The sequence below is a fragment of the Alistipes provencensis genome, from assembly GCF_900083545.1.
GTDB lineage: Bacteria > Bacteroidota > Bacteroidia > Bacteroidales > Rikenellaceae > Alistipes > Alistipes provencensis.
On record NZ_LT559262.1, the window covers coordinates 685,522 to 705,936 of the forward strand.

The window sequence follows — 20,415 nt, forward strand, 5'->3', positions numbered from 1 at the left end:
GGATGATCACGGCTTTCTGTGCGCTTCTGGCAGCGATTTTATTTTCGCCATCGTACGCTTCGGCCCAGAACTTCACCCTTCAGGGAAGCGTAAAGACCGAGAAAGGGGCGCCGGTTCCCGGCGCCACCGTTATCCTCTCGGGGACCCAGCAGGGCGTGACAACCGACGCCCAAGGCAATTTCCTCCTGCGACTGGCCAAGAAACCCGCCGCAGATGCGTCGCTCCTCGTCTCCTATCTGGGCTACAAGTCCCAGACCCTTCCCATCGGCAGCCGCACCACCTTCGACATCGTGCTCCAAGAAGAGAGCACCTCGATGGACGAGGTGGTGGTCGTAGGTTACGGCACCATGCGGAAAAAGGACCTGACGGGGTCGCTCTCCTCGATCGGAGGCGAAGCGATCCTCAACCGCCAGAGCCCGACCATCTCGCAGGCCCTTCAGGGCGCCATGCCGGGTGTGACGGTCACCCGCACCAACTCGGCGCCGGGCGGTTCGGCCACGATCCGCATCCGCGGCATCACCTCGATGACCGACGGCGCATCCGACCCCTATGTGCTGATCGACGGCGTGGCCGGTTCGATCGACGACGTCAACCCCAACGACATCGAGAACATCACCGTGCTGAAAGACGCCGCATCGGCTTCGATCTACGGATCGCAGGCTGCGGCGGGCGTCATCCTCATCACCACCAAGCGTGCCGGCAAGTCGGGCGCGAGCGTTACCTATAACTATACGCTCGGACTCGACTTCCAGTCCCAGAAGCCGGAGTACATGAACGCCTCCGACTACATGGCAGCGGTCAACGAACTGCGTTACAACGACCTGCCCTCGGGCGGCTGGTACCAGGACTACTCCCGCGAATATGTCGAGAACTACACGCTGCTCAACCGCGAGAACCCGGACCTCTATCCCAACGTGAACTGGATGGACATGGTGCTCAAAGACGTGGGCGTGCGCCATTCGCACAGCCTCACGATCCAGTCGGGCGGCGACAAGCGCAGCTCGGTGCTGAGTCTGGGCTTCGACGACGTCGACGGCCTGTTCCGCAAGAACCTCTCGTGGAAACGTTACACGGCCCGCCTGAACAACGACATACAGGTGTTCAAGTGGATGAAGGCTTCGGCCGACATCTCGCTGCGCTACACCGACCAGGTCAATCCCCACGCTTCACCCTCAGGCACCATGCGCTACATCCCGCCCATCTATCAGGCCGTGTGGAGCGACGGGCGCTACGCCCCGGGCAAGGACGGCGTGAATCCCTATGCAGCCCTGATGTCGGGCGGCGAGAAGGACACCGACAAGTACCTGGCCAACGCCAAGTTCCAGCTGGACATCACCCCCGTCAAGGGACTGACCGTCACGGGCATCTTCTCGCCCCAGTTCTCCTACACCAAAATCAAGGATTTTCAGCGCCAAACCTCCTATTTCAGCTATCAGGAGGAGAGTCTCACCAGTTCGAAATACATCAGCAACGCCCTGACTACGGAACTCGAAGAGAGCCGCGGCGACACCTTCGCCCACACCACGCAGGTCTATGCCAACTACCAGCACACGTTCGGCCTGGACCATAATTTCAGCGCCATGGTCGGTTACGAGAACTACTGGTATCAGGAGGGTACGATCGTGGCCAAGAACACGTCGTTCGCCCACTCGCTGATTCCCGACCTGGCCGCCGGCAACTCCGACGGAGTCACGGCCAACTCGAAGGACATCAACGAACTGGCCCGCCGCTCCTACTTCGGCCGCCTGATGTACAACTACAAGTCGAAATACTATGTTCAGGGCAACATCCGCCGCGACGGTTCCTCGCGTTTCGCACCCGACTGCCGCTGGGGTACGTTCCTCTCGGCCTCGGCCGGCTGGGTCTTCACCGAGGAGAAGTTCATGGAGGGCGCCCGCAAGGTCCTCGACCACGGCAAGCTGCGCCTCTCCTACGGCGAACTGGGCAACGAGCGCATCAAAGGTTACTACCCCTATCAGGCCGTGCTGGCCAACAACCACACGATGGGTTACATCGGTTCGACCCTGACGGGCCTGTCGGGTTATGCACAAGCCGCCGCCATCGTCACGGACATCACCTGGGAGACCACTTCGACCATCGATGTGGGCGTCGACCTCTCGATGCTCCGCAACCGGCTGTCGGTCACGGCCGACTGGTACTACAAGAAGACGCGCGACATGCTCCTGCAGGTCCCCATCGCCCCGATCATGGGACTTTCGGACCCCTATGACAACATCGGCGACATGCATACCAAAGGCTGGGAGATCACCCTCGGCTGGCGAGACCACGTCGGCGACTTCAGCTACGGGCTCTCGTTCAATCTTTCGGACGACGTTTCGAAGATGGGCTACATCGGCAACAAGGAGGTCATCTCGGGCGGCAAGATCATCCGCGAGGGCGAGGAATACCAATCATGGTACGGCTACGTCAGCGAAGGTCTCTACCAGAGCCCCGAAGAGGTGAGGAATTCGGCGACCCTGGGTTCCTACGTCTCGCCGGGCGACATCCGCTACCGGAACTTCGCCGACGGCGACCCGAACAATCCGCTCATCTCGACGGACTACGACCGCCGGGTGCTCGGCTCCTCACTCCCGCACTTCAACTACGGCGGTTCGGTCGATCTGGCCTGGCGCGGCATCGACTTCAACCTGACGTTCCAGGGCGTCGGCCAGCGCAACTCCTACCTCACGGACGAGATGGTCCAGCCGCTCCGCTCCCAGTGGTATAACTTCGCCACCTACATCGGGGGGGGGAATTCGTGGAGCCGTAAAAGCACCATCGAACAGAACAAGCGTGCCAAATACCCGCGCTATTCGTGGGCCAGCGCAAACAACAACTATGCGATCTCCGACTACTGGCTTTTCGACGGTTCGTACTTCCGCGTGAAGAACCTCTCGCTGGGCTACACCCTGCCCCAGAAATGGATGAGCAAAATCCATGTCAAGAGTCTGCGCTTCGCCGTGACGCTCACCGACTTCTTCACCCACAGCCACTTCCCCGAGGGCTGGGACCCCGAGGTCGGCACTACCGGCTATCCCATCACCAAATCGGTGCTCTTCTCCGCACAGCTTAAATTCTAACGTCGTATCAAAGAACGAAAAGATATGAAAACCATTAAAATCGCATTATTCGCACTGGCCGGAAGCCTTGTGGTTTCGTGCAGCGACCTGGACCTTTCGCCCAGGGACAAGGCGGCCAGCGGCTCCTGGTTCCAGACGGCCGAGCAGTTCGAGTTGAACCTCAACGCCCTGCTCCACCACACCTACTGGCCCATGGAACGTAACGAATGGACCTCCGGCAACCAGACCGAGCTGGACATGCTGACGGACGACGGACAAAACCGCAACTCCCCGGGCCGTTTCCTCATCGACGGCGTGAACTCCGACTTTCCGCTCTCGGTCCGCATGTGGGACATCACCTACACGGGCATCAACCGCTGCAACAAGATCATCACCGAGCTCCGCAAACACGAAGGCCGGATCGAGCAGGCCCGCTACGACCGCATCATGGCCAACGCCCGCTTCTATCGCGCCTGCTTCTACGCCCGCATCATGATCCACTTCGGCGATCCCGTCGTGGTTCCGGAAGACATGGACATGGACTCCGAACAGGGCCGCGAAAGCGCCTATGAACTGACTCGCAGCGATATGTGGACCGTTCTTCCCGACATTCTCAAAGAGTTCGACGATGTAGCGCCGATCCTGCCCGTATCCTACGGAGGCGAGATCGAGCGGGCCACGCGCGGCGCGGCCTACGGCATGAAGGCCCGCTTCGCCCTCCATTTCGCCTCGATCCGCAAATGGGATTCGGTCGAACGGGGCGGGTTCGGCGACGACGATCCTGCCGAAGCCGAGAAGCTCTTCAAGGAGGCCCGCGACGCCGCATGGAACTGCATGCAGCTGAATGCCTACACCCTGCATTCGGATTTCGGACAACTGTTCCGCAACGCGACGAAGCATTCGCCCGAGGGCATTTTCAACATTCCCCGCTCGAAGGCCCTGTCGAACGACTCGAAATACCAGTATCTCGGCGGTCAGGCCTGCACGGCCAAACTACCCCGTCTGTCGGGGGCCCCGACCTGTACGACCTGCCTGCCATCGTGGTACCTGCTCTGCGCATTCCTCGACGATCAGGGCAAACCCATCGACGAATCGACGGTCTACGATCCCCACAAGCCGTTCGAGCACCGCGACCCGCGCTGCACCTACACCATTGTGGAACACGGCACGCAGCATTTGGGCGTAATTTTCGATCCGCATTTCGACCGGGACAAGGTGTACAGCGCCCGCGAAGGAACGGAAGTGGTCAACAACGACTCGCGCTCCTACAAAATCCAGGGCACCTCTAACCAATACGCCTCCTACAACGGCCTGGTGCTGAAGAAGCACGTCGACGAGGACTGGCTGGCTCCGTTCGAACCCGAAAACGACAAACTGATTCTGCGCTACGCCGATGTCCTGCTGATGTACGCCGAGGCGAAGATCGAACTGAACGAGATCGACGACACAGTGCTCGACGCCATGAACCAGGTACGCGCCCGCGCCTACAAGGCGGCCGTCACGGCCACCTCCGACTATCCGGCCATCACCGAGCGGTCGCAGGACAAGCTCCGCACGATCCTGCGCATCGAGCGCCGCATGGAGTTCGCCTTCGAAAACCTGCGCCTGTACGACATCTGGCGCTGGCGCATCGCCGAAAAGGTGCTCAACCGCCCCTGGATCGGACTGCCCAAGAAAGACGAAAAACTCCAGCGCGCCTACATCGACAACGGCATGTGGTTCCACGGAGCCGTGCCCGAGATCGACGAGGACGGATGTATGGATTTCATGGCCCCCGTAGCCAAAGGCGCCGCCGACTTCTTCAACAGCAACGCCTACGCTCAGGTTCTCGCAGAGTGCAAGTTCGTGGCCCCGAAGAGCTACCTGTGGCCCCTCCCGACCACCACGATGCAGGTGATGAAGAACATCAAAGAAAACAATCCGGGTTACTAACCCGCCGACGCAAGGCCCGCCGGACGCCCTTCGCGGGGTGTCCGGCGTTCGCGCCGCAATAAATGAAAAGACAATGAACAGAATGGTGAAATTGCTGCTCGCATGCACGGGCATCCTGCTGTTCCCGGCCGCCGGGGCAGCTCCGAAAGAGAACACGCTACGCAACGACAAGTTGCAGGTCACGGTCGACGATGCCGGCCGCCTGACCAGCATCAAAAACCTTGCGACCGGACAGGACTACGCCGGAGGCGACTACCTCTGGCGCCTCTACTACGACACGCAGAAGGCCAAGGAGATCGAGGTGCTGCCCGCCGAGCAAACGCCCCGCATTTCGCGCAAGGGCGACACGATCACGCTGACCTACGACCGCCTGAACGCCACTGACTTCAGCACCCGTGAGGCGGTGAAGCTCGACATGCGCCTCACGCTCGACATCACGCTCGAAGGCGACGAGGTGCGCTTCGCGTCGAAGATCGAGAACCGCGAACCCCACACGATCGTCCGCGAACTGCACTACCCGTTGGTGGGCAGCATGCCGCTTCCCGAGGGGCACAAACTGCTGCTCACCCACACCGGAGGCCAGCTCTACGACGACCCCAAGGCCGTGATCTTCCGCCACAGCAACGCCTCGCCCTACAAGGCCCCGGCGCAGAAGTTCCGCCAGATGGACGCCAAGTACCCCATGCGCACCGTTACGGGCGGCACGGGCGGCTGCATGGCTTCCAACTGCTTCGCCTATGTGGGTGACGACGAGGGCATCTATTTCGGCAGCCACGACACGACGTTTCAGGACACGGGGCACGGCCTGCGCCTCTACCCCGACGCCGAAGGCAGGTTCACACGGCTGGAATCCGGATTCTACAAGTTCCCGCAGTGCTTCGCCGGCGAGACATGGACGTGCGACGCCAACGTCATAGCCCCCTACACGGGTTCGTGGCACGAGACCTCGAAACACTACCGCCGCTGGGCCGACACATGGTGGGACCACCGCGACGCGCCGATGTGGGTCAAGAAGATGCGCAGTTGGCAGCGGATCATCTTCCGCCACCAGTACGGCGAACTGCTGTTCAAATACACCGACCTGCCGGGCCGCATCAAGGATGTCGGCGAGAGCGTCGGGGCCGATGCCGTCTTCACGTTCGGATGGTGGGAGACGGGCATGGACCACGGCAATCCCCACTACAACGCCGATCCCGCACAGGGCGGCGACGCCGGCTGGAAAAAGGCCATCGCCGACTACAAGAAGGATGGCGGCAAGGTGCTGCTCTACTTCAACGGCAAGCTGATCGACCGCGAGAGCGAGTTCTACAAGAGCGGTCAGGGCAAGGAGATCTGCTACCGCGACAACACGGGCGCCGAGCTCTTCGAGCAGTACAAGTTCACGGGGCAGGGCACCTTTCTGGCCGACTACAACGCCCGCACGTTCGTCGTGGCCGACACGCGCGCTCCGGTCTGGCGCAGGATGCTGCTCGACTGGGCCGACCGCGCCCGCGAGTACGGCGCCAACAGCGTCTTCTACGACCAGCTCGGATACGGCGAACGCGCCACCAACTGGGACCTGAGCCGGGAGTTCCCCGTGCCCAACATGCACGTCATCGCCGACAAGGCCGAGGTGCTGAAGATGGTCCGCGACCGCAACGTCAGTTTCGACCCCGAGTTCGCGCTCGGCACGGAGTGGCTGACCGACGTCACGGCGCAGTACTGCGACTACATCCACATCTACCAGACTACCGCCGGCAAGTACAGTTTCATCGACTGGTTCCGCTACACGTTCCCCGAAATCATCATTTCCGACCGCGAGATCCGCGACGATACGGACATCGAGCGCCGTGTGAACAACACGCTGCTGAAGGGTCTGCGCAACGACATCGAAATCTACCGCTGCCGCGACCTGATCGACAAGACGCCGCATTACCAAGCCTATCTGGCTCAGGTGAACGCCATCAAGAGCAGGTATGAAGACCTGCTGCTGGTCGGCACCTACCGCGACACGGAGGGCTTCACGCAGTCGAATCCCGGCATCGAGGCCCGCGCCTATGTCAACGGCGACGGCATGGCCATCGTGGCCACCCGCACGCAGGAGGGCAAGGCCGTGAAGGGTGCGATCGAGGTCCCGGGCTACCGGTTCGCGGAGGCTTCGACACTGGGCAATGCGCAGGTATCGCCCGACGGCCGCGAGGTGACGCTGGGCCAATACGACCTCGCCGTACTGATTTACAAAAAGACGAAGTGACCATGCGCGGACTGCAACCGGATGCAACGATAAAAACCTCTGGCACCCGGGTGTCGGAGGCTCCCGCACTGCGCATCGCCAACCGCCATGTCTCGGCCGTGGTGTGCCCTCCCGATGCCGAACGCGGCTACTACCGGAGCACGCGTTTCGACTGGGGCGGCGTCGTGCGCGACCTGCGCAGCGGGGGACACCGCTACGTCTCGGAGTGGCAGCCGCGGCACGATCCCCTGCGGCACGACGGACTGACCGGCCCCGCGGACGAGTTCACCCAGATCGGTTACGAGCGGGCGCGCCCCGGGCAGGAGTTCCTCAAGATCGGAGTCGGCACGCTGCGCAAGTTCTCCGACCACCCCTACGACCGGTTCCGGCTCTACGAGATCGCCGATCCCGGCATTTGGGAGACGACCGCCGAGCGCGACCGCGTGGAGTTCCGCCACCGCCTGCTGACCGACGAATACGGCTACGACTACCGCAAGACGCTGCGGCTGACCGACGCGCCGGGCCTCAGGATCGAGTACACGCTCAAGAACCTCGGTCCCGCACCGCTCACGGGCCATGTCTATAACCACAATTTCTTCACGCTGGACCGCATGGCCACGGGTCCCGACACCTCGATCCACTTCCCGTTCCGGCCCGAGGGGACGTGGCGCGAAGCCTACGACAGCGTAGCGCTGACGCCCGACGGCGTCGCCTTCAGCCGTCCGCTGAATCCGGGCGAGTCGGTCTTCATGGGCGACCTCCACGGTCAGGCCCCCGAGACTCAGAAATATGGGTTCAGCCTCCGCAACCGCCGCACGGGAGCGGGCATCCGGGCTTCGGGCAGCGGACAACTGTCGCACATGGTCCTCTGGGCCTGCCCCGCAGTCGCCTGCCTCGAACCCTACATCCCGTTCCGGGTCTTCCCCGGAGAGACGGGCGTGTGGCACATCGACTACGAACTGCTGGTATAAGAGAAACCCCGGAGCTCAGGCTCCGGGGTTTTCTTTAGGTGTCGTACAGGCATCGACCAAGTAGACGATCGAAACATAGGGCACGCCCGAACGGGCCGAGAGCCCGATCTCGCATGTGCGGCTGTTCGAGTAGCCCACCCTGACACCCGAGCGTTCGACGACGGGACGCAGCTTGCGCAGGGCATAGGCATTCACCTCGGGGTGCGTGAATCCGCGGTCACCGGCGAACCCGCAGCATCCGACCTCCTCGGGCACCACGACCTCGTCGGCACACAGCCGCGCCAGCGAGACGATCAGCCCGGCCAGCCCCATGCGGCGCATCGAGCAGGTGACATGCACGGCGACGGGTCCCGGCTGGGGCCGGAATTCCAGCCGGTCGCGCAGGAAGGTCCAGATGAACTCCGCCGGTTCGTACAATCTCATGCGGCCGATCTTTTCGCGCATGCGGTGCAGGCAGGGGCTCTGGTCGCACAGCACCGGCCAGCGTCCCTCCTCGCTGGCGCGCCACAGCGCCTCCTCCAGCTCGGCGGTCTTGCGGTCGGCGATGTCGGCCATGCCCTTGCTCTCCCAGATCGTACCGCAGCAGAGACGTTCCATATTTTCGGGAAAGATCACCTCATAGCCCGCCTTGCGGAGCAATGCGACCATCTTGTCGGCCAGCGACTCCGCGACCGGTGTTTCGCGGGCGAGGCCCATCGTCTGGTTGATGCAGCTCGGGAAATAGACCACCTTGTCCGGTTCCGGCACGGGCGTTTTCCGCAGGGCATCCGGCATCCGGTAGGCCCGTGGCATCGAGGGCAGCCACTGCGGCAGTCCCAGCGCATGCAGTCCCTTCGTCACGGAAGTCATCGCCCGCGTCCCGAGTACCCGGTGCGCCGCATCGGCCATCGTCAGCACGGGGCGCAGGGCGCTTTTCAGCCCGGAGAAATGACGGGCAGCGAATTCCCCGGCGGCATGGCCCGCACTCCCGGGCGGTATCCGCTGGGCGCGCAGTACATGCGTCAGTTCCCCCGTATTGATCCCCACCGGACAGCTCGTCGAGCAGAGCCCGTCCCCGGCGCAGGTCCGCTCCCCGGGATAACGGTAGCCGCGTTCGAGCTCTTTCACCAGACGCGGATTCTCACCCGAGACTTTCAGCCGGGCGATCTCGCGGCGCACGACGATGCGCTGGCGCGACGAGAGGGTCAGCCCGCAGGTCAGGCAGTTCACCTCGCAGAACCCGCATTCGATGCAGCGGTCGATCAGGGGATCGGTCAGCGGCAGGGGTTTGAAATGGGAGAGGTGGCAGCGGGGATCGTCGTTGAAGATCACCCCGGGGTTCAGCAGCCCCGCAGGGTCGAACAGCTCCTTGACGGCCCGCATCACGTTACAGGCGTCGTCGCCCCACTCGCGGCGGAGGAAAGGCGCCATATTGCGTCCCGTACCGTGCTCGGCCTTGAGCGAACCGTCGTATTTGCCGACGACGAGTTCCGCGACGTCGTTCATCAGCGCCTCGTAGCGCGCCACTTCGGTCGGTTCCGAGAACGACTGGTTGATGATGAAATGGTAGTTGCCCTCGAGCGCATGCCCGTAAATGCAGGCATCGTCGTAGCCGTGGCGGGCGATCAGCGCCTGCAACTCGGCGGTGGCCCGGGGCAGGTCCTCGATGTGGAAGGCGACATCCTCGATCAGACAGGTGGTTCCGGGAGGACGGCTGCCGCCCACGGCCGGGAAGATGCCCGAACGGACGGCCCAGTATTTCGCCTGCCCGGCCGGATCGTCGGTGAACCGCGCGGGAGTGTAGAGCGCAAAGCGCCCCAGCAACTCCCCGATGCGGGCGACGTTGGCGGCCAGCTCCTCCGGCGTGTGCGCTTTGGTCTCGGTCAGCACGGCCGTCAACCCCTCGCCCGTCGTGTCGCCGACCGAGGCCAGCGACTTGCGGTCGAGCATCTCGGCGCTGTGGACGATGCGCTGCCCGGCGGCGTCCTGCAGTTTGCGCATCTCCACGACGGCCCGGCTCGCCTCGCCGATGTCGCTGAAATAGACCATCGCCGACGCCTTGTGTTCGTATTCGCGTTCGGTGCGCATCGTGACCCCGACCAGAAACGCCAGCGTCCCCTCGGAGCCGACCATGAGGTGGGCGATGATCTCGAACGGATCGTCGAAGCGCACCAGCGGCAGCAGGTTCAGCCCCATGACGTTCTTGATCGAATATTTGTGCAGGATGCGCTCCGTCAGGGCCTTGTCGCCGCGAACCCGGTCGCGCAGCGTTTCAATGGCGCGCAGAAATCCTGCGTGGCTCTCCGAGAAGGCCCGGCGGCTCGCTTCGTCGCCCGTGTCGAGCAGCGTGCCGTCGGCCAGCACCAGCCGCGCCGAGAGCAGCATCCGGTCGCTGTTGGCATGGGTGCCGCAGTTCATGCCCGAGGCGTTGTTCATCACGATGCCGCCCACCATGGCGCTTCGGATCGAAGCGGGGTCGGGCGGGAAGCGGTATCCATACGATTTCAGCACCTCGTTGACCCGGGCGCCCACGACGCCGGGCTGGAGCCGCACGGCGCGGCCGCCATCGAGCACCTCGCAGCGTTCCCAGTGCTTGCCGGCCACCACGAGCACCGAGTCGCTGACAGCCTGCCCCGAGAGGCTCGTGCCCGCGGCCCGGAAGGTCAGGGGCACACCCAGCCGGGCGGCCGTCTGCATGAGCCGCACGACCTCCTCCTCGTCGGCGGCACGCACGACGATCTGCGGGACGAGGCGGTAAAACCCCGCATCGGTGCCCCACGCCAGACGGCGCAGGTAATCGGTATAGACCCGTTCCCGGGGAATGAAGGCGCGCACGGCGCCGAGGAATCTGCGATGTTTGTCGGTCATGGTTCTTCGGATTCAAAAACAGGAGAGGCGGCCGCCTCTCCTGACAAATATACGAAATCGGACGGCTCGTTGTAACTCTTAACGGCCGTTTTCCGCCTGCGCCAGCAGACCGTAAAAGGCCGCTTCGCCGATATGCTCCGCAGGTGCGATGCGGGTCAGCCCCGCGACATCGCGCAGTCCGTCGCGCAGGGCCGCCTCCATGTAGGCGAACGAGCGCGAGATCTGACCGCCCAGCAGGAGGCATTCGATGCCGTGTTCGACGAGCAGGTCGTGCAGCGTGGCGGCAAGAATGCCCCCGACCGTCGCAAAGGTCTCGCGGGCATGGGCATCCCCCTCGCCGGCCATGCGGCCCAGATCGGCCACCGTCAGCGCCGGGTCGGTACGGCCCGTAAGTTCTTCGTAAATGCGCAGGAATCCCCGTTTCGAAGCATAGTCCTCCAGAATGCCGTCGCGGTAGGGAAGGTCGAAGATCACCACCTTCGGGCCGCCCGCCGGGTTGCACAGCACCCGCCCGTCGCGGCTCAGGGCGAAGCCCAGCCCCGTGCCGAGCGACACGAGCGCCGAAGCGCCGTATCCGGCGGCATTGCCCCGGGCGATCTCCCCGGCCAGCGCGGCGTTCACGTCCTGCATGAAGCGGATATCCGCATCGGCAGGCACGCCGGGCATCGCGTGCAGCACCCCGCGCAGATCGACGCCGCAGATGCTGCGGAACTTGTGCGTCATGCGGGAGATGCCCGCCGCATAGTCGAACGGCCCGGGAATGGCGATGCCGATCCCGGCAAGGGCCATGCCCCGTTCCGCGGCGAAGGCTGCGCCCTTGGCCACTACGGTGGACAGAGAGCCTTCGATCTCCGCACGCGAGCCCTCCGAACGGATCGGGCAACTGAACTCCGAACCGGGCAGGAGCTGCCCGGAGGCGTCCGCCACGGCCGATTTGAGGAACGTGCCCCCGACGTCGAGCAGCAGGCGGCAGCTATTCTTTGTCAAACCCATCCTTGAGCATCGTTTTGTGGACGCTGATAGGTTCCGTGCGGAGATTCTCGATCACATAGCGGCCCATGTCCGCGGGAACCACGACCATATCCATGTATTCGGCATCGAAGTAACGTTCGGGCTGTGCGACGGAACGGATGCGGATGCGTTCGCCGTCGACGAGCGTCAGCACATGGAACTTGCCGCAGGTGTCGTCCTCGATCTGCTTCTCGAACTCGAGGCGGCGGAGCGAGAAATAGAGCAGGTCGTGCTCGCCGACGATCTTCTCGGCCCAGCCGTCGCCCTCGCGCACCGTGCGGGGCTGCTGGACGATGTTGCTGCGCACCCAACTGGTCGTGCGCTCGTAGGCCAGCGTGCGTTCGCCGTGCCATGTATGGATGGGGCGCGGCTTGCCGTCGAGGTCGGCGCGCAGGTAGTCGTAGAGCTTGTAGGTGTAGGAGCCGATCGTGAGGCTGCCGATTTCGAGCACCACCTGATTGCGGCCCGACGAGTGGATCGTTCCGGCGGGAAGCATCACCTGCAGGCCGGGCTTCGAATCCTCGTAGCTGACATATTTCAGGTAGTCCACGGGCTTGTATTCGGTGTCGGCCAGCTTGATCTCGCGGATGAACTGCTCGGTGTCGGCACCGTCGCGGAACCCGACGAAGGTCTTGGCGTCCTGTCCGGCCACCACCACATAGTAGCTCTCGTCCTGACGGCCCAGTTCACCGAAGTGCTTCTCGTTGTACTCGGCTCCCGAATGCACCTGAATAGACATGTTGCCGTTGCTGTGGAACGTATCGTCGTAGTTGAAGCGGATGGGAAAGTAACCGCCGAACTTCTCGACGGCCGGGCGGCCCATGATGGCCTCGCCCTCCTTCTGCACGAACGAGAAATAGGGGAAGTCGATCTTCTCGTCCCCGGCCTCGACGACGATCGACACCTCCATCGGGATCAGGTCGAAGACCCACGCGCAGTTGCGCATCGTGTCGGGCAGGTTGCGGAGTTTCTTGACGTAGGTGCCGCCCCACACGCCCTCCAGATAGACCGGCTTGCAGCGGAACGGATAGCCGGCCAGCGACCGGAAGATGTCGGACAGCGCCGCCATCGGGATCATGTGGATATGGTCGGGACGGTCCGAAGCCATGTAATAATCGAGCAGTTCGCCGCGCAGCAGCTTGCCGCGGTGGCGCACACCCATTTCGAAATCGGCGTAGTAGCAGCGGCGGATCACCCGGTTGGCCGGGCGGGCCACCTTGTCGCCGAGGTTGGCGAACTGGCCGCGGCGGATGCGGAGGATGGCCTCCTTGGGCGTCACGTCGAAGTAGCATTTGATATCGTAGAGCCCGCGCACCTCTTCGACGAGGCATCCGCTGCCGTAGACGAGCAGCACGCGCCCTGCGGCGGCAGGGGTCCGCAACGCCTCGAGGCGCTGTTTGAAAGCCGCGAATTTCGCCGCGTCGAACATATCCGCGTAATCACGCTCGATGAGGCGTCCGAACAACAGCGACGGGTCCTTCGTGGTGTCCCACTCCAGATTGGGATCGATCATGTCGGCGATCTCCTGCTCGGATTTGAGCACCTCGGTAAACGCCACGGCATCCAGTTCGATCCCCTTGCCCAGCAACTGCTGCGAGAGCAGGTTGACCATCCGGGTCCAGTCGGCCGTCGCATAGCCGTCGAATCCGACGACGATGTTCCTGCCGGGTGCGGCCTTCAGGCGGGAAACGATATCCCCAGCCAGCGCAGCGGCAGCCTTGGGGGTTCCGGCAACGACCGCCTCGACGGTTTTTTGGGGGAGTGCCGGACGGTTGACGGCGCGGGGGTCGTCATACGGAAAAGGGTTATACATGAAACTCATAAGGACAAACGATTTTATAGGGTTAATTGTTTATTGCGTGATATTCGAAATCCATGATCTCGGAGAGCATGCCCAGCTCGCGCAGATAGTCGCCGTCGACGATGGCGAAATGCTGCGTGGTGCCGATCTTCAGTATCTCCTCGAAGAGCCGCTCGACGGGGACCACCGGGCGGAAGATGCTGTGCGAATAGGTGGCCAGAATGTGGTCGCCCTCCAACGAATCGACCAGCGTGGCGACCAGCTTGTAGCGTCCGTCGCACTCCACCAACTGGGCCATGGTCTTGCGGCCCGGCGAGATGCGGTACCAAGCGAACGGAGCCCCGGCGTACTTGTAGGAGGTCTTGGCGAAGCGCACGTCGCGGGCGATCACCACGTTCTGCTGCCAGTCGGGGTCGTTGTGGTCGTTGGGACCGGCGTGTCCGCCCGCAAAGGTGCCGTAGTCGGACTCGATGTGGAACGGCTCGAGGAAATTGACGTTCTTGCCCGAGATCAGTTTCAGCAGATAGGTGATGAGGCCCGCACCGATGTCGGCCTCGGGAACCAGCACCGAGCAGTTGTCGTTGAACCACGGGTGGTAGAACCCGGCGCGCAGGCCCACCAGTTCGAACATGGCCCGGTCGATGTCGTTGAAGACCATCACGTCGATGTCCGACCGCTCGGCCATCTTCTGCAAGCCGATCGAGGCCCGCACCGAAGCTTCGAACTTGTCGCGCGCCACGTCGTCCATCATCCGGTAGTGGGAGGTCAGCTCGTCGCAGTAGGCTTTCAGCTCCTTGTCGCTCACCGCGTCGATCACCTCGCCGTAGACCGAATAGGGCAGAAAACGGATTTCGGGGCCCAGTTTGGTGAACAGGTCGTAGGGATCGATGTAGGTCGACCACATGGCCTCGTTGTAGTTGGCCAGCAGCCCCACGTTCGACTGGCGGAGAATGGCCCGGGCGCGGGCGGCGGAAGCGAAAAGGCGGATTTGCTCCGTAACCTCCTCGCGCGACCCCATCACGACCTTCACATGTTTGCGTCCGGTACGGGGAACCGATCCGGAGGCTTCGAGCGAACCGACGAGCGTCCCGGCGCAGAGGTAGTCGATGAAGTCGTCCTCGTCCAGCGTATCCTTGAACGAAACGTGGTCCTTGGCGACATTGACGAAGAGGATCGGCACCTCGGGCATATCCCTCAGGAAACGTATCCACGCGAAGTCCTCGGACCACGAGAGGAACTCGGCGATGACGAAATCGACCTTCTCCATGTAGAAATGGTCCATGGCGTCCATGGCCTCCTCCTTGTCGTAGACGATTCCGGGGAACACGACGTCGAGGAAATCCATCGTCCCGAGTATCTTTTTCACATCGGCATCCTTGCGCTGGGCATATGTGCCCCGCCGGAGCCCTTCACCCAGCATCTTGAAGCGGGGCGACGCGATCAGCAGCAGACCTGCCTTCGCTTTTCTGGTTTTCAGGTTACTATTCATGTCTGATCTTGTTATAGTCTCTCATATAGAAATATTTGGCACCGAGGAGCATCACCACGCCGCACACCAGCCATACGACGGCCAGCATCGAGATGCCGAACGACAGCCCCGCGGCCTGCTTCACCATGCCCAGCACCAGCGGAGCCAGCGCGCCGATGGCGAATCCGGTCATAATCATCACGCCCGAAGCCGAGGAGTGGTACCGGGGCGGGATGACGTCGTAGAGCACCGTGTAGGTGTTGGCGTCGAAGAACGCACGGGCGAAGCCGAAGCCGGCGAAACCGATGTAGATGACCCACAGCGTGGACGAGTTGCCCATCAGGACGATGAACGGCACGGCGACCAGCAGCCCGAAGCCCTGCATGGCCATGCGCCACGCGGGATGCAGGCTACCCAGTTTATCCGAGAGGCGTCCGGCCAGCAGCACGCCGATGAAAGCGAACAGGTGGGTGTAGAACATCGAGTGGAATCCGGCGCCCGCGAGGTCCATGCCGAAGTTTTCGTAGAGGTAGGTGGGCATCCATGTGAGGTAGCCCGTCAGCACGAAGATCAGTCCGGCGAAGCAGACCGTGAGGATCAGGGCCGTCGGCGTGGTGAAGACCATGCGGAATCCCTCCATCAGCCGCGGCTTGGGCTCGGCGGCCTCCGCGGCGGCAACGGCGGCCGGCTCCTTCTTGTCCTTCAGCCGCACGGCCATGACGATGCCGTGCACGACGCCGATGGCGCCGAAGATGTAGAAGGCGCTCCGCCAGCCCCACAACTGTCCGATATATCCCGCGGCGTAACCGCTGATGATGATGCCGATGTAGTAGGCGGTCTGGTGGATCGACATGGCGAAGGCCCGGGTCTTGTCGTGGTACTGCGCCAGCAGCGAATAGTTGGCCGGGCCGAAGAACGCCTCGCCGCCGCCCGTGGCGACGCTGCGCATCAGCACGAGCATCACGAAGCCGTTGCAGAGGCCCGTGAACATCGTGGCCACGCTCCAGAACAGGATGCTTCCCGTGACGATCCACTTACGGCTGAAACGGTCGCCCACCAGTCCGCCGATGGGCACCAGCAGGGCATAGAAAAGATTGAATACCGTGGCGATGGAGCCGATGGCCACATCGCTCAGGCCCAGATCCTCGCGGATGAGCGGAAGCACCACGTTGAAGACCTGCCGGTCGGCCTGATTCAGGAGATAGGCGACCCACAGCAGGGCCAGCACCTCCCATTTGTACTTCGGGTTCTTTTTCCCGACGGTTGCAGTTGTCATTGGTTATAGGTTCATTTTATGCACTTGGGTTAATACAGCATATCCTGATTGGTTCCGGCGGCCTTGCGTTCGACGGCCTCCCCGCGGAACGGCACGGCGCCGCGCTCGACCAGCAGCATCGGGGCGTCCCACACCGGGCATCCGGTCAGCTTCATGCGGCCTCCGTCGCGGCTGCCGTGGGGCTGCGGCAGGTCGAAGATGCGGCCCGTTACGGGTTCCACGAGCACGGGATCCTTGAGCGAAAGCCCCTCGACACTCATTTCGACCTTGTCCCAAGCCAGTTCGTCGCCCGGAATCCGGTCAGAGTACCAGAACATCACGCCGATCGGCTTGTCATCGGCATCCGCGAGTCCCACGAGCGCGATCTCACGGGCCGTATTGGCCGTGAATGCCGGCCTTCCCGCGGGTTTCACCCCGCTGTGCAGCAGGTTGACCATGTGCTGCATGGCATGGTACGACGGCCGTTTGTAGACCACCTGTTTGAGCAGGTTCGTGCGCAGCAGGCCGAACGACTGCAACATGTTGGGATACTGGTTGTCGACAATGGCGAAGATCGACGAACGGATGCCCAGCGCGAAGTCGTTGGCCAGACGCCGTGCGACCCACTTGGCCTGGCTGTACTCAGTCCACTCGTGGTAGCGCAGCGCATGGGCCCATTCGAGGACGGCCGGACAGCCGCTCTCGCCCTGAAACAGACGGATGCGCGGATCGTACGAGGCGACGAGTTCGGCCAGCGCCTCGATGCCGGGTGTGGCGTCGTCGGGATTTTCATGATAGGGATGGAAGCTCACATAGTCGATGAGGCCCAGTTTGCCGCGCTCGCGGAGAATATCCAGCACGCGGCCCGTGAAGCCGATCGGCATGCGCGAAAGCCCGAAGCCGATGATGACCGCCCCGGAATCGACCTTGCGGACGGCTTCGGCCGTGCGGATCAGCAATTCGGCATAGGCCGCGGACTGGTCGGCGCCCCGGAGGTTCGGCTCGTTCCACACCTCCCATTCGCTGACGCGCCCTTTGTAACGACGCGCCACGGCCGTCACATAGCGCTCCCACGCCTGCAGCGTTTTTTCATCGGTAAAGATGCGCGACCCGAGGCTCTTCTGCGCCCCGTAAACCGGATTACCGTAGGCGAGGCACATCCACGGACGGATGCCCTGCTCGCGGAGTCCGTCGACCGCTTCGTCGAGCCACCCGAATTCGTATTTACCCTTCTCCTGTTCGCAGCGGGCCCAGCCGCTCTGGATACGCGCGGCGCCTACTCCCAGTTCGCCCACATAGGGCTTATAAGCCGAGAAATCGGCATATTCGCGGTCGAGGCACTCGCACCCCACCGACCAACGCGGATTGGCCAGTTCGCGCGAGGAGGCTGTCGCTACCTGCCCGATCTGTTCGAGCCCGGGGGAGACCGTCTGCAACTTTTTCCAAGTCAGCGACCAATGCTGTGCAGGGGCGACCGATGCGAGCAAGAGGCCCGATAAGCTGAGAAAGAAAGTTTTTTTCATTTTAAAAAAGTGGTTAGCGGTTTTTTTCCTATATTTGTTGGTACTTAGCCGTGTGATTGGTGTTGTGTAGTGTGGTGCAAATATAAGCAAAAAAACAAACAAACCAACAATTATTTCATTTTTTAAACGAGAGACATGCCGGAAAAGATTAAAATAGACCACGAGAGCCAAATACCGGTTTACAAACAGATCGTAGGACAGGTGGAAGAACTGGTACGCAGCGGCGAATATCCCGACGGATGTCTGCTGCCGTCGATGAACGAACTCTCGGCCGTGCTCGACATTTCGAAGGAGACGGTCAAAAAGGCCTACTCCATACTCCGCAACAAAGGTTACATCGATGCCAAGCAGGGCAAGGGATTCTATGTTTCGGCCGCAGGGGTCGCCGACAAACTGAGCGTTCTGGTCCTGTTCGACAAGCTGAGCAACTACAAGCAGGTGCTCTTCAACTCGTTCGCCGAGGAGATCGGCGACGCGGCCGAAATCACCATCCGGCTCCACAACCAGAATGTCGACCTGCTGGAATATTACGTCGAGGAGAACCTCGACCTGTTCGACTACTATGTCATCACGCCCCACTTCCCGCTCGACGCGGCTTCGCAGAAGCGGGTGCTGAAGATACTCACGCGCATCCCCAACCGCAAGCTCATCATGGTGGACCACTGGATGAAGGAGCTTCCGGGCAACTACGGCGCCGTCTATCAGGATTTCGCCAACGACGCCTACGAGGGGCTGGGGTACGGGCTCAAGAAACTGAAGACCTGCTCCCGGTTCAATGTCGTGACGCTCCCCTCGAGCCTCTACTACACGTCGGTAGGCAAGGCCGTGGAGCGGTTCTGCCGCGACAACGACATCGCCGTGGAGTTCCACACGGAAATCACCCCCGGAATCATCCGCGAGAAGGAGGTCTACCTGATTCTCAACAGCCAGTACGACTTGGGGCTGATCGAACTGGTGCGCCGCGCCCGCGAACTGAACTACCGTGTGGGCCGCGACATCAGCATCATCTCCTACAACGAGTCGCCGATCAACGAGATCATCCTCAACGGCCTGACGACCATCTCGACCGACTTCCGGCAGATGGGCGTGCTGGTGGCCCGGATGATCCTCGACAAGACGCCCGCCAAGATCAAGTGCGACTTCCAGATGATCCGCCGCAACACCTTTTAGACGCACCTCATGAAGAACCGACTCCCCGACCTCCGCATCCCGGTCCGCGAACGCATCGGCTGGGTGGACCTCCTGCGTGTGATCGCCTGTTTTCTGGTGGTCTTTTCCCACAGTTGCGACGCCTTCGTCGCCGTGTTCGACAGCGACCGCGCGACCTTTCTGCAGGGAGCTCTGGCCGGCAGCCTCGTGCGGGCCTGCGTGCCGCTGTTCGTAATGATGTCGGGAGTCCTGCTGCTGCCCGTGCGGACCGACGCCGGGAGTTTCTTCCGCAAGCGCATCGGCCGCATCCTCGTAGCACTGGTCTTCTGGTCGCTGGCGCTGCCCGTACTCTATTTCCTCTACATGCGTTATGTCGGTTCGGCCAGCCCCACGATCGACCCCGCCATGTTCACCGGTGAGGCCACGCTCCGCAAGATGTGGACCTTCGTCTTCAACTTCACCTACGACACCACGCCGCTCTGGTATCTCTACATGCTCCTCGGGCTCTATTTCATCATGCCGATCCTGAGCGCTTGGCTCGAACGGGCCTCGCAGCGCGACCTGCTGACCGTGCTCGGTATCTGGGGGCTGACGCTGCTGCTGCCCTACATGAAGATGCTGGCCCCGATGCTGGGCTATGCCGGCAATTACGGCAACATGGGCCTCTTCGGCGTCTGCGACTGGAACGAATTCGGGACGTTCTACTACGTCTCGGGCTTCGCGGGCTACCTCGTGCTGGCCTTCTACCTCGTGAAATTCCCGCCCGCGTGGAGCCGGCGCAAGACGCTGGGCATCTGCATCCCGGCTTTCCTTGTCGGCTACCTCATCACGGGGCTGGGCTATGTGGTGATGCAGAAATATTTTCCGGGCAACTACGCCTATCTGGAGATCGTCTGGTATTTCGCCGGCATCAACGTCTTCCTGATGACTGCCCCTGTTTTCATCCTCGTGCAGAAAGCCGCCGCACGGCCCCGCGCATGGCTTTCGCGGCTGGCGGGCGCCACGTTCGGCATCTACCTCTGCCACTTCATCTTCGTGCAGGCGGGCTATGACCTCGTGCAGCAAATCCCGGGACTCCCGGCACTGGTGCGCATCGCGCTGATCGCCTGCGGAGCCTTCGCCGTAAGCTGGCTCGCGGTGTGGCTCATGCAGCGCTGGCGCGTGACGCGGCGGCTCGTGGAGTAACC

General features: G+C 62.5%; 12 protein-coding genes. 6 read left to right on the forward strand and 6 right to left on the reverse strand.

Translation table 11 applies throughout. From position 1 onward, the window contains the following. Window positions 1-2: 2 nt before the first annotated feature. The 4 genes from BN5935_RS02915 (at window position 3) to BN5935_RS02930 (ending at window position 8,174) form a co-directional block, all read left to right on the forward strand. Window positions 3-3,080 (forward strand): SusC/RagA family TonB-linked outer membrane protein, encoded by a 3,078-nt coding sequence (locus BN5935_RS02915; RefSeq protein WP_064974773.1) that lies wholly within the window; start codon window positions 3-5, stop codon window positions 3,078-3,080. A gap of 24 nt (window positions 3,081-3,104) precedes the next feature. Further along, a complete protein-coding gene (locus tag BN5935_RS02920) occupies window positions 3,105-4,991 on the forward strand; it encodes a RagB/SusD family nutrient uptake outer membrane protein (RefSeq protein ID WP_010265371.1) in 1,887 nt (628 codons plus the stop codon). A gap of 73 nt (window positions 4,992-5,064) precedes the next feature. Next, window positions 5,065-7,224: a DUF6259 domain-containing protein gene (locus tag BN5935_RS02925; RefSeq protein WP_064974774.1), complete on the forward strand. Its 2,160-nt coding sequence runs from the start codon at window positions 5,065-5,067 to the stop codon at window positions 7,222-7,224. Window positions 7,225-7,226: 2 nt separating this feature from the next. Then, on the forward strand, window positions 7,227-8,174 hold the full coding sequence (locus BN5935_RS02930) for an aldose epimerase family protein (protein WP_064974775.1): 948 nt from the start codon (window positions 7,227-7,229) through the stop codon (window positions 8,172-8,174). 15 nt (window positions 8,175-8,189) lie between these two features. On the opposite strand, the gene BN5935_RS02935 is transcribed toward BN5935_RS02930, so the two are convergent. From BN5935_RS02935 to BN5935_RS02960, 6 genes are all read right to left on the reverse strand, one after another. Beyond that, complete coding sequence (locus tag BN5935_RS02935) at window positions 8,190-11,021, reverse strand: FAD-binding and (Fe-S)-binding domain-containing protein (RefSeq protein WP_064974776.1); 2,832 nt, start codon at window positions 11,019-11,021, stop codon at window positions 8,190-8,192. A 78-nt stretch (window positions 11,022-11,099) separates the two neighbouring features. Further along, the gene (locus BN5935_RS02940) at window positions 11,100-12,014 is read right to left on the reverse strand and encodes an ROK family protein (protein WP_064974777.1); all 915 of its coding nucleotides are present in this window, start codon (window positions 12,012-12,014) and stop codon (window positions 11,100-11,102) included. Beyond that, window positions 11,995-13,854: a class I mannose-6-phosphate isomerase gene (locus BN5935_RS02945; RefSeq protein WP_064974778.1), complete on the reverse strand. Its 1,860-nt coding sequence runs from the start codon at window positions 13,852-13,854 to the stop codon at window positions 11,995-11,997. The genes BN5935_RS02940 and BN5935_RS02945 overlap by 20 nt, the downstream gene beginning before the upstream one ends. 22 nt (window positions 13,855-13,876) lie before the next feature. Then, window positions 13,877-15,322 carry a hypothetical protein gene (locus BN5935_RS02950; protein WP_064974779.1) on the reverse strand — a complete coding sequence of 482 codons (1,446 nt, stop codon included), beginning with the start codon at window positions 15,320-15,322 and terminating at the stop codon, window positions 13,877-13,879. Further along, a complete protein-coding gene (locus tag BN5935_RS02955) occupies window positions 15,315-16,577 on the reverse strand; it encodes an MFS transporter (RefSeq protein ID WP_064974780.1) in 1,263 nt (420 codons plus the stop codon). Before BN5935_RS02955 ends, BN5935_RS02950 begins: the two co-directional genes overlap by 8 nt. A gap of 29 nt (window positions 16,578-16,606) precedes the next feature. Continuing rightward, the gene (locus BN5935_RS02960; protein WP_064974781.1) at window positions 16,607-18,079 is read right to left on the reverse strand and encodes a GH39 family glycosyl hydrolase; all 1,473 of its coding nucleotides are present in this window, start codon (window positions 18,077-18,079) and stop codon (window positions 16,607-16,609) included. A 135-nt stretch (window positions 18,080-18,214) separates the two neighbouring features. On the opposite strand from BN5935_RS02960, the gene BN5935_RS02965 reads away from it, so the two are divergent. Together BN5935_RS02965 and BN5935_RS02970 are read left to right on the forward strand one after the other, a co-directional pair. Further along, entirely contained in the window at window positions 18,215-19,249 is a 1,035-nt protein-coding gene (locus tag BN5935_RS02965) for a GntR family transcriptional regulator (protein WP_064974782.1), read from the forward strand. 9 nt (window positions 19,250-19,258) lie between these two features. After that, window positions 19,259-20,413, forward strand: a complete 1,155-nt coding sequence (locus BN5935_RS02970; protein ID WP_064974783.1) for an acyltransferase — start codon at window positions 19,259-19,261, stop codon at window positions 20,411-20,413. Window positions 20,414-20,415 lie beyond the last annotated feature (2 nt).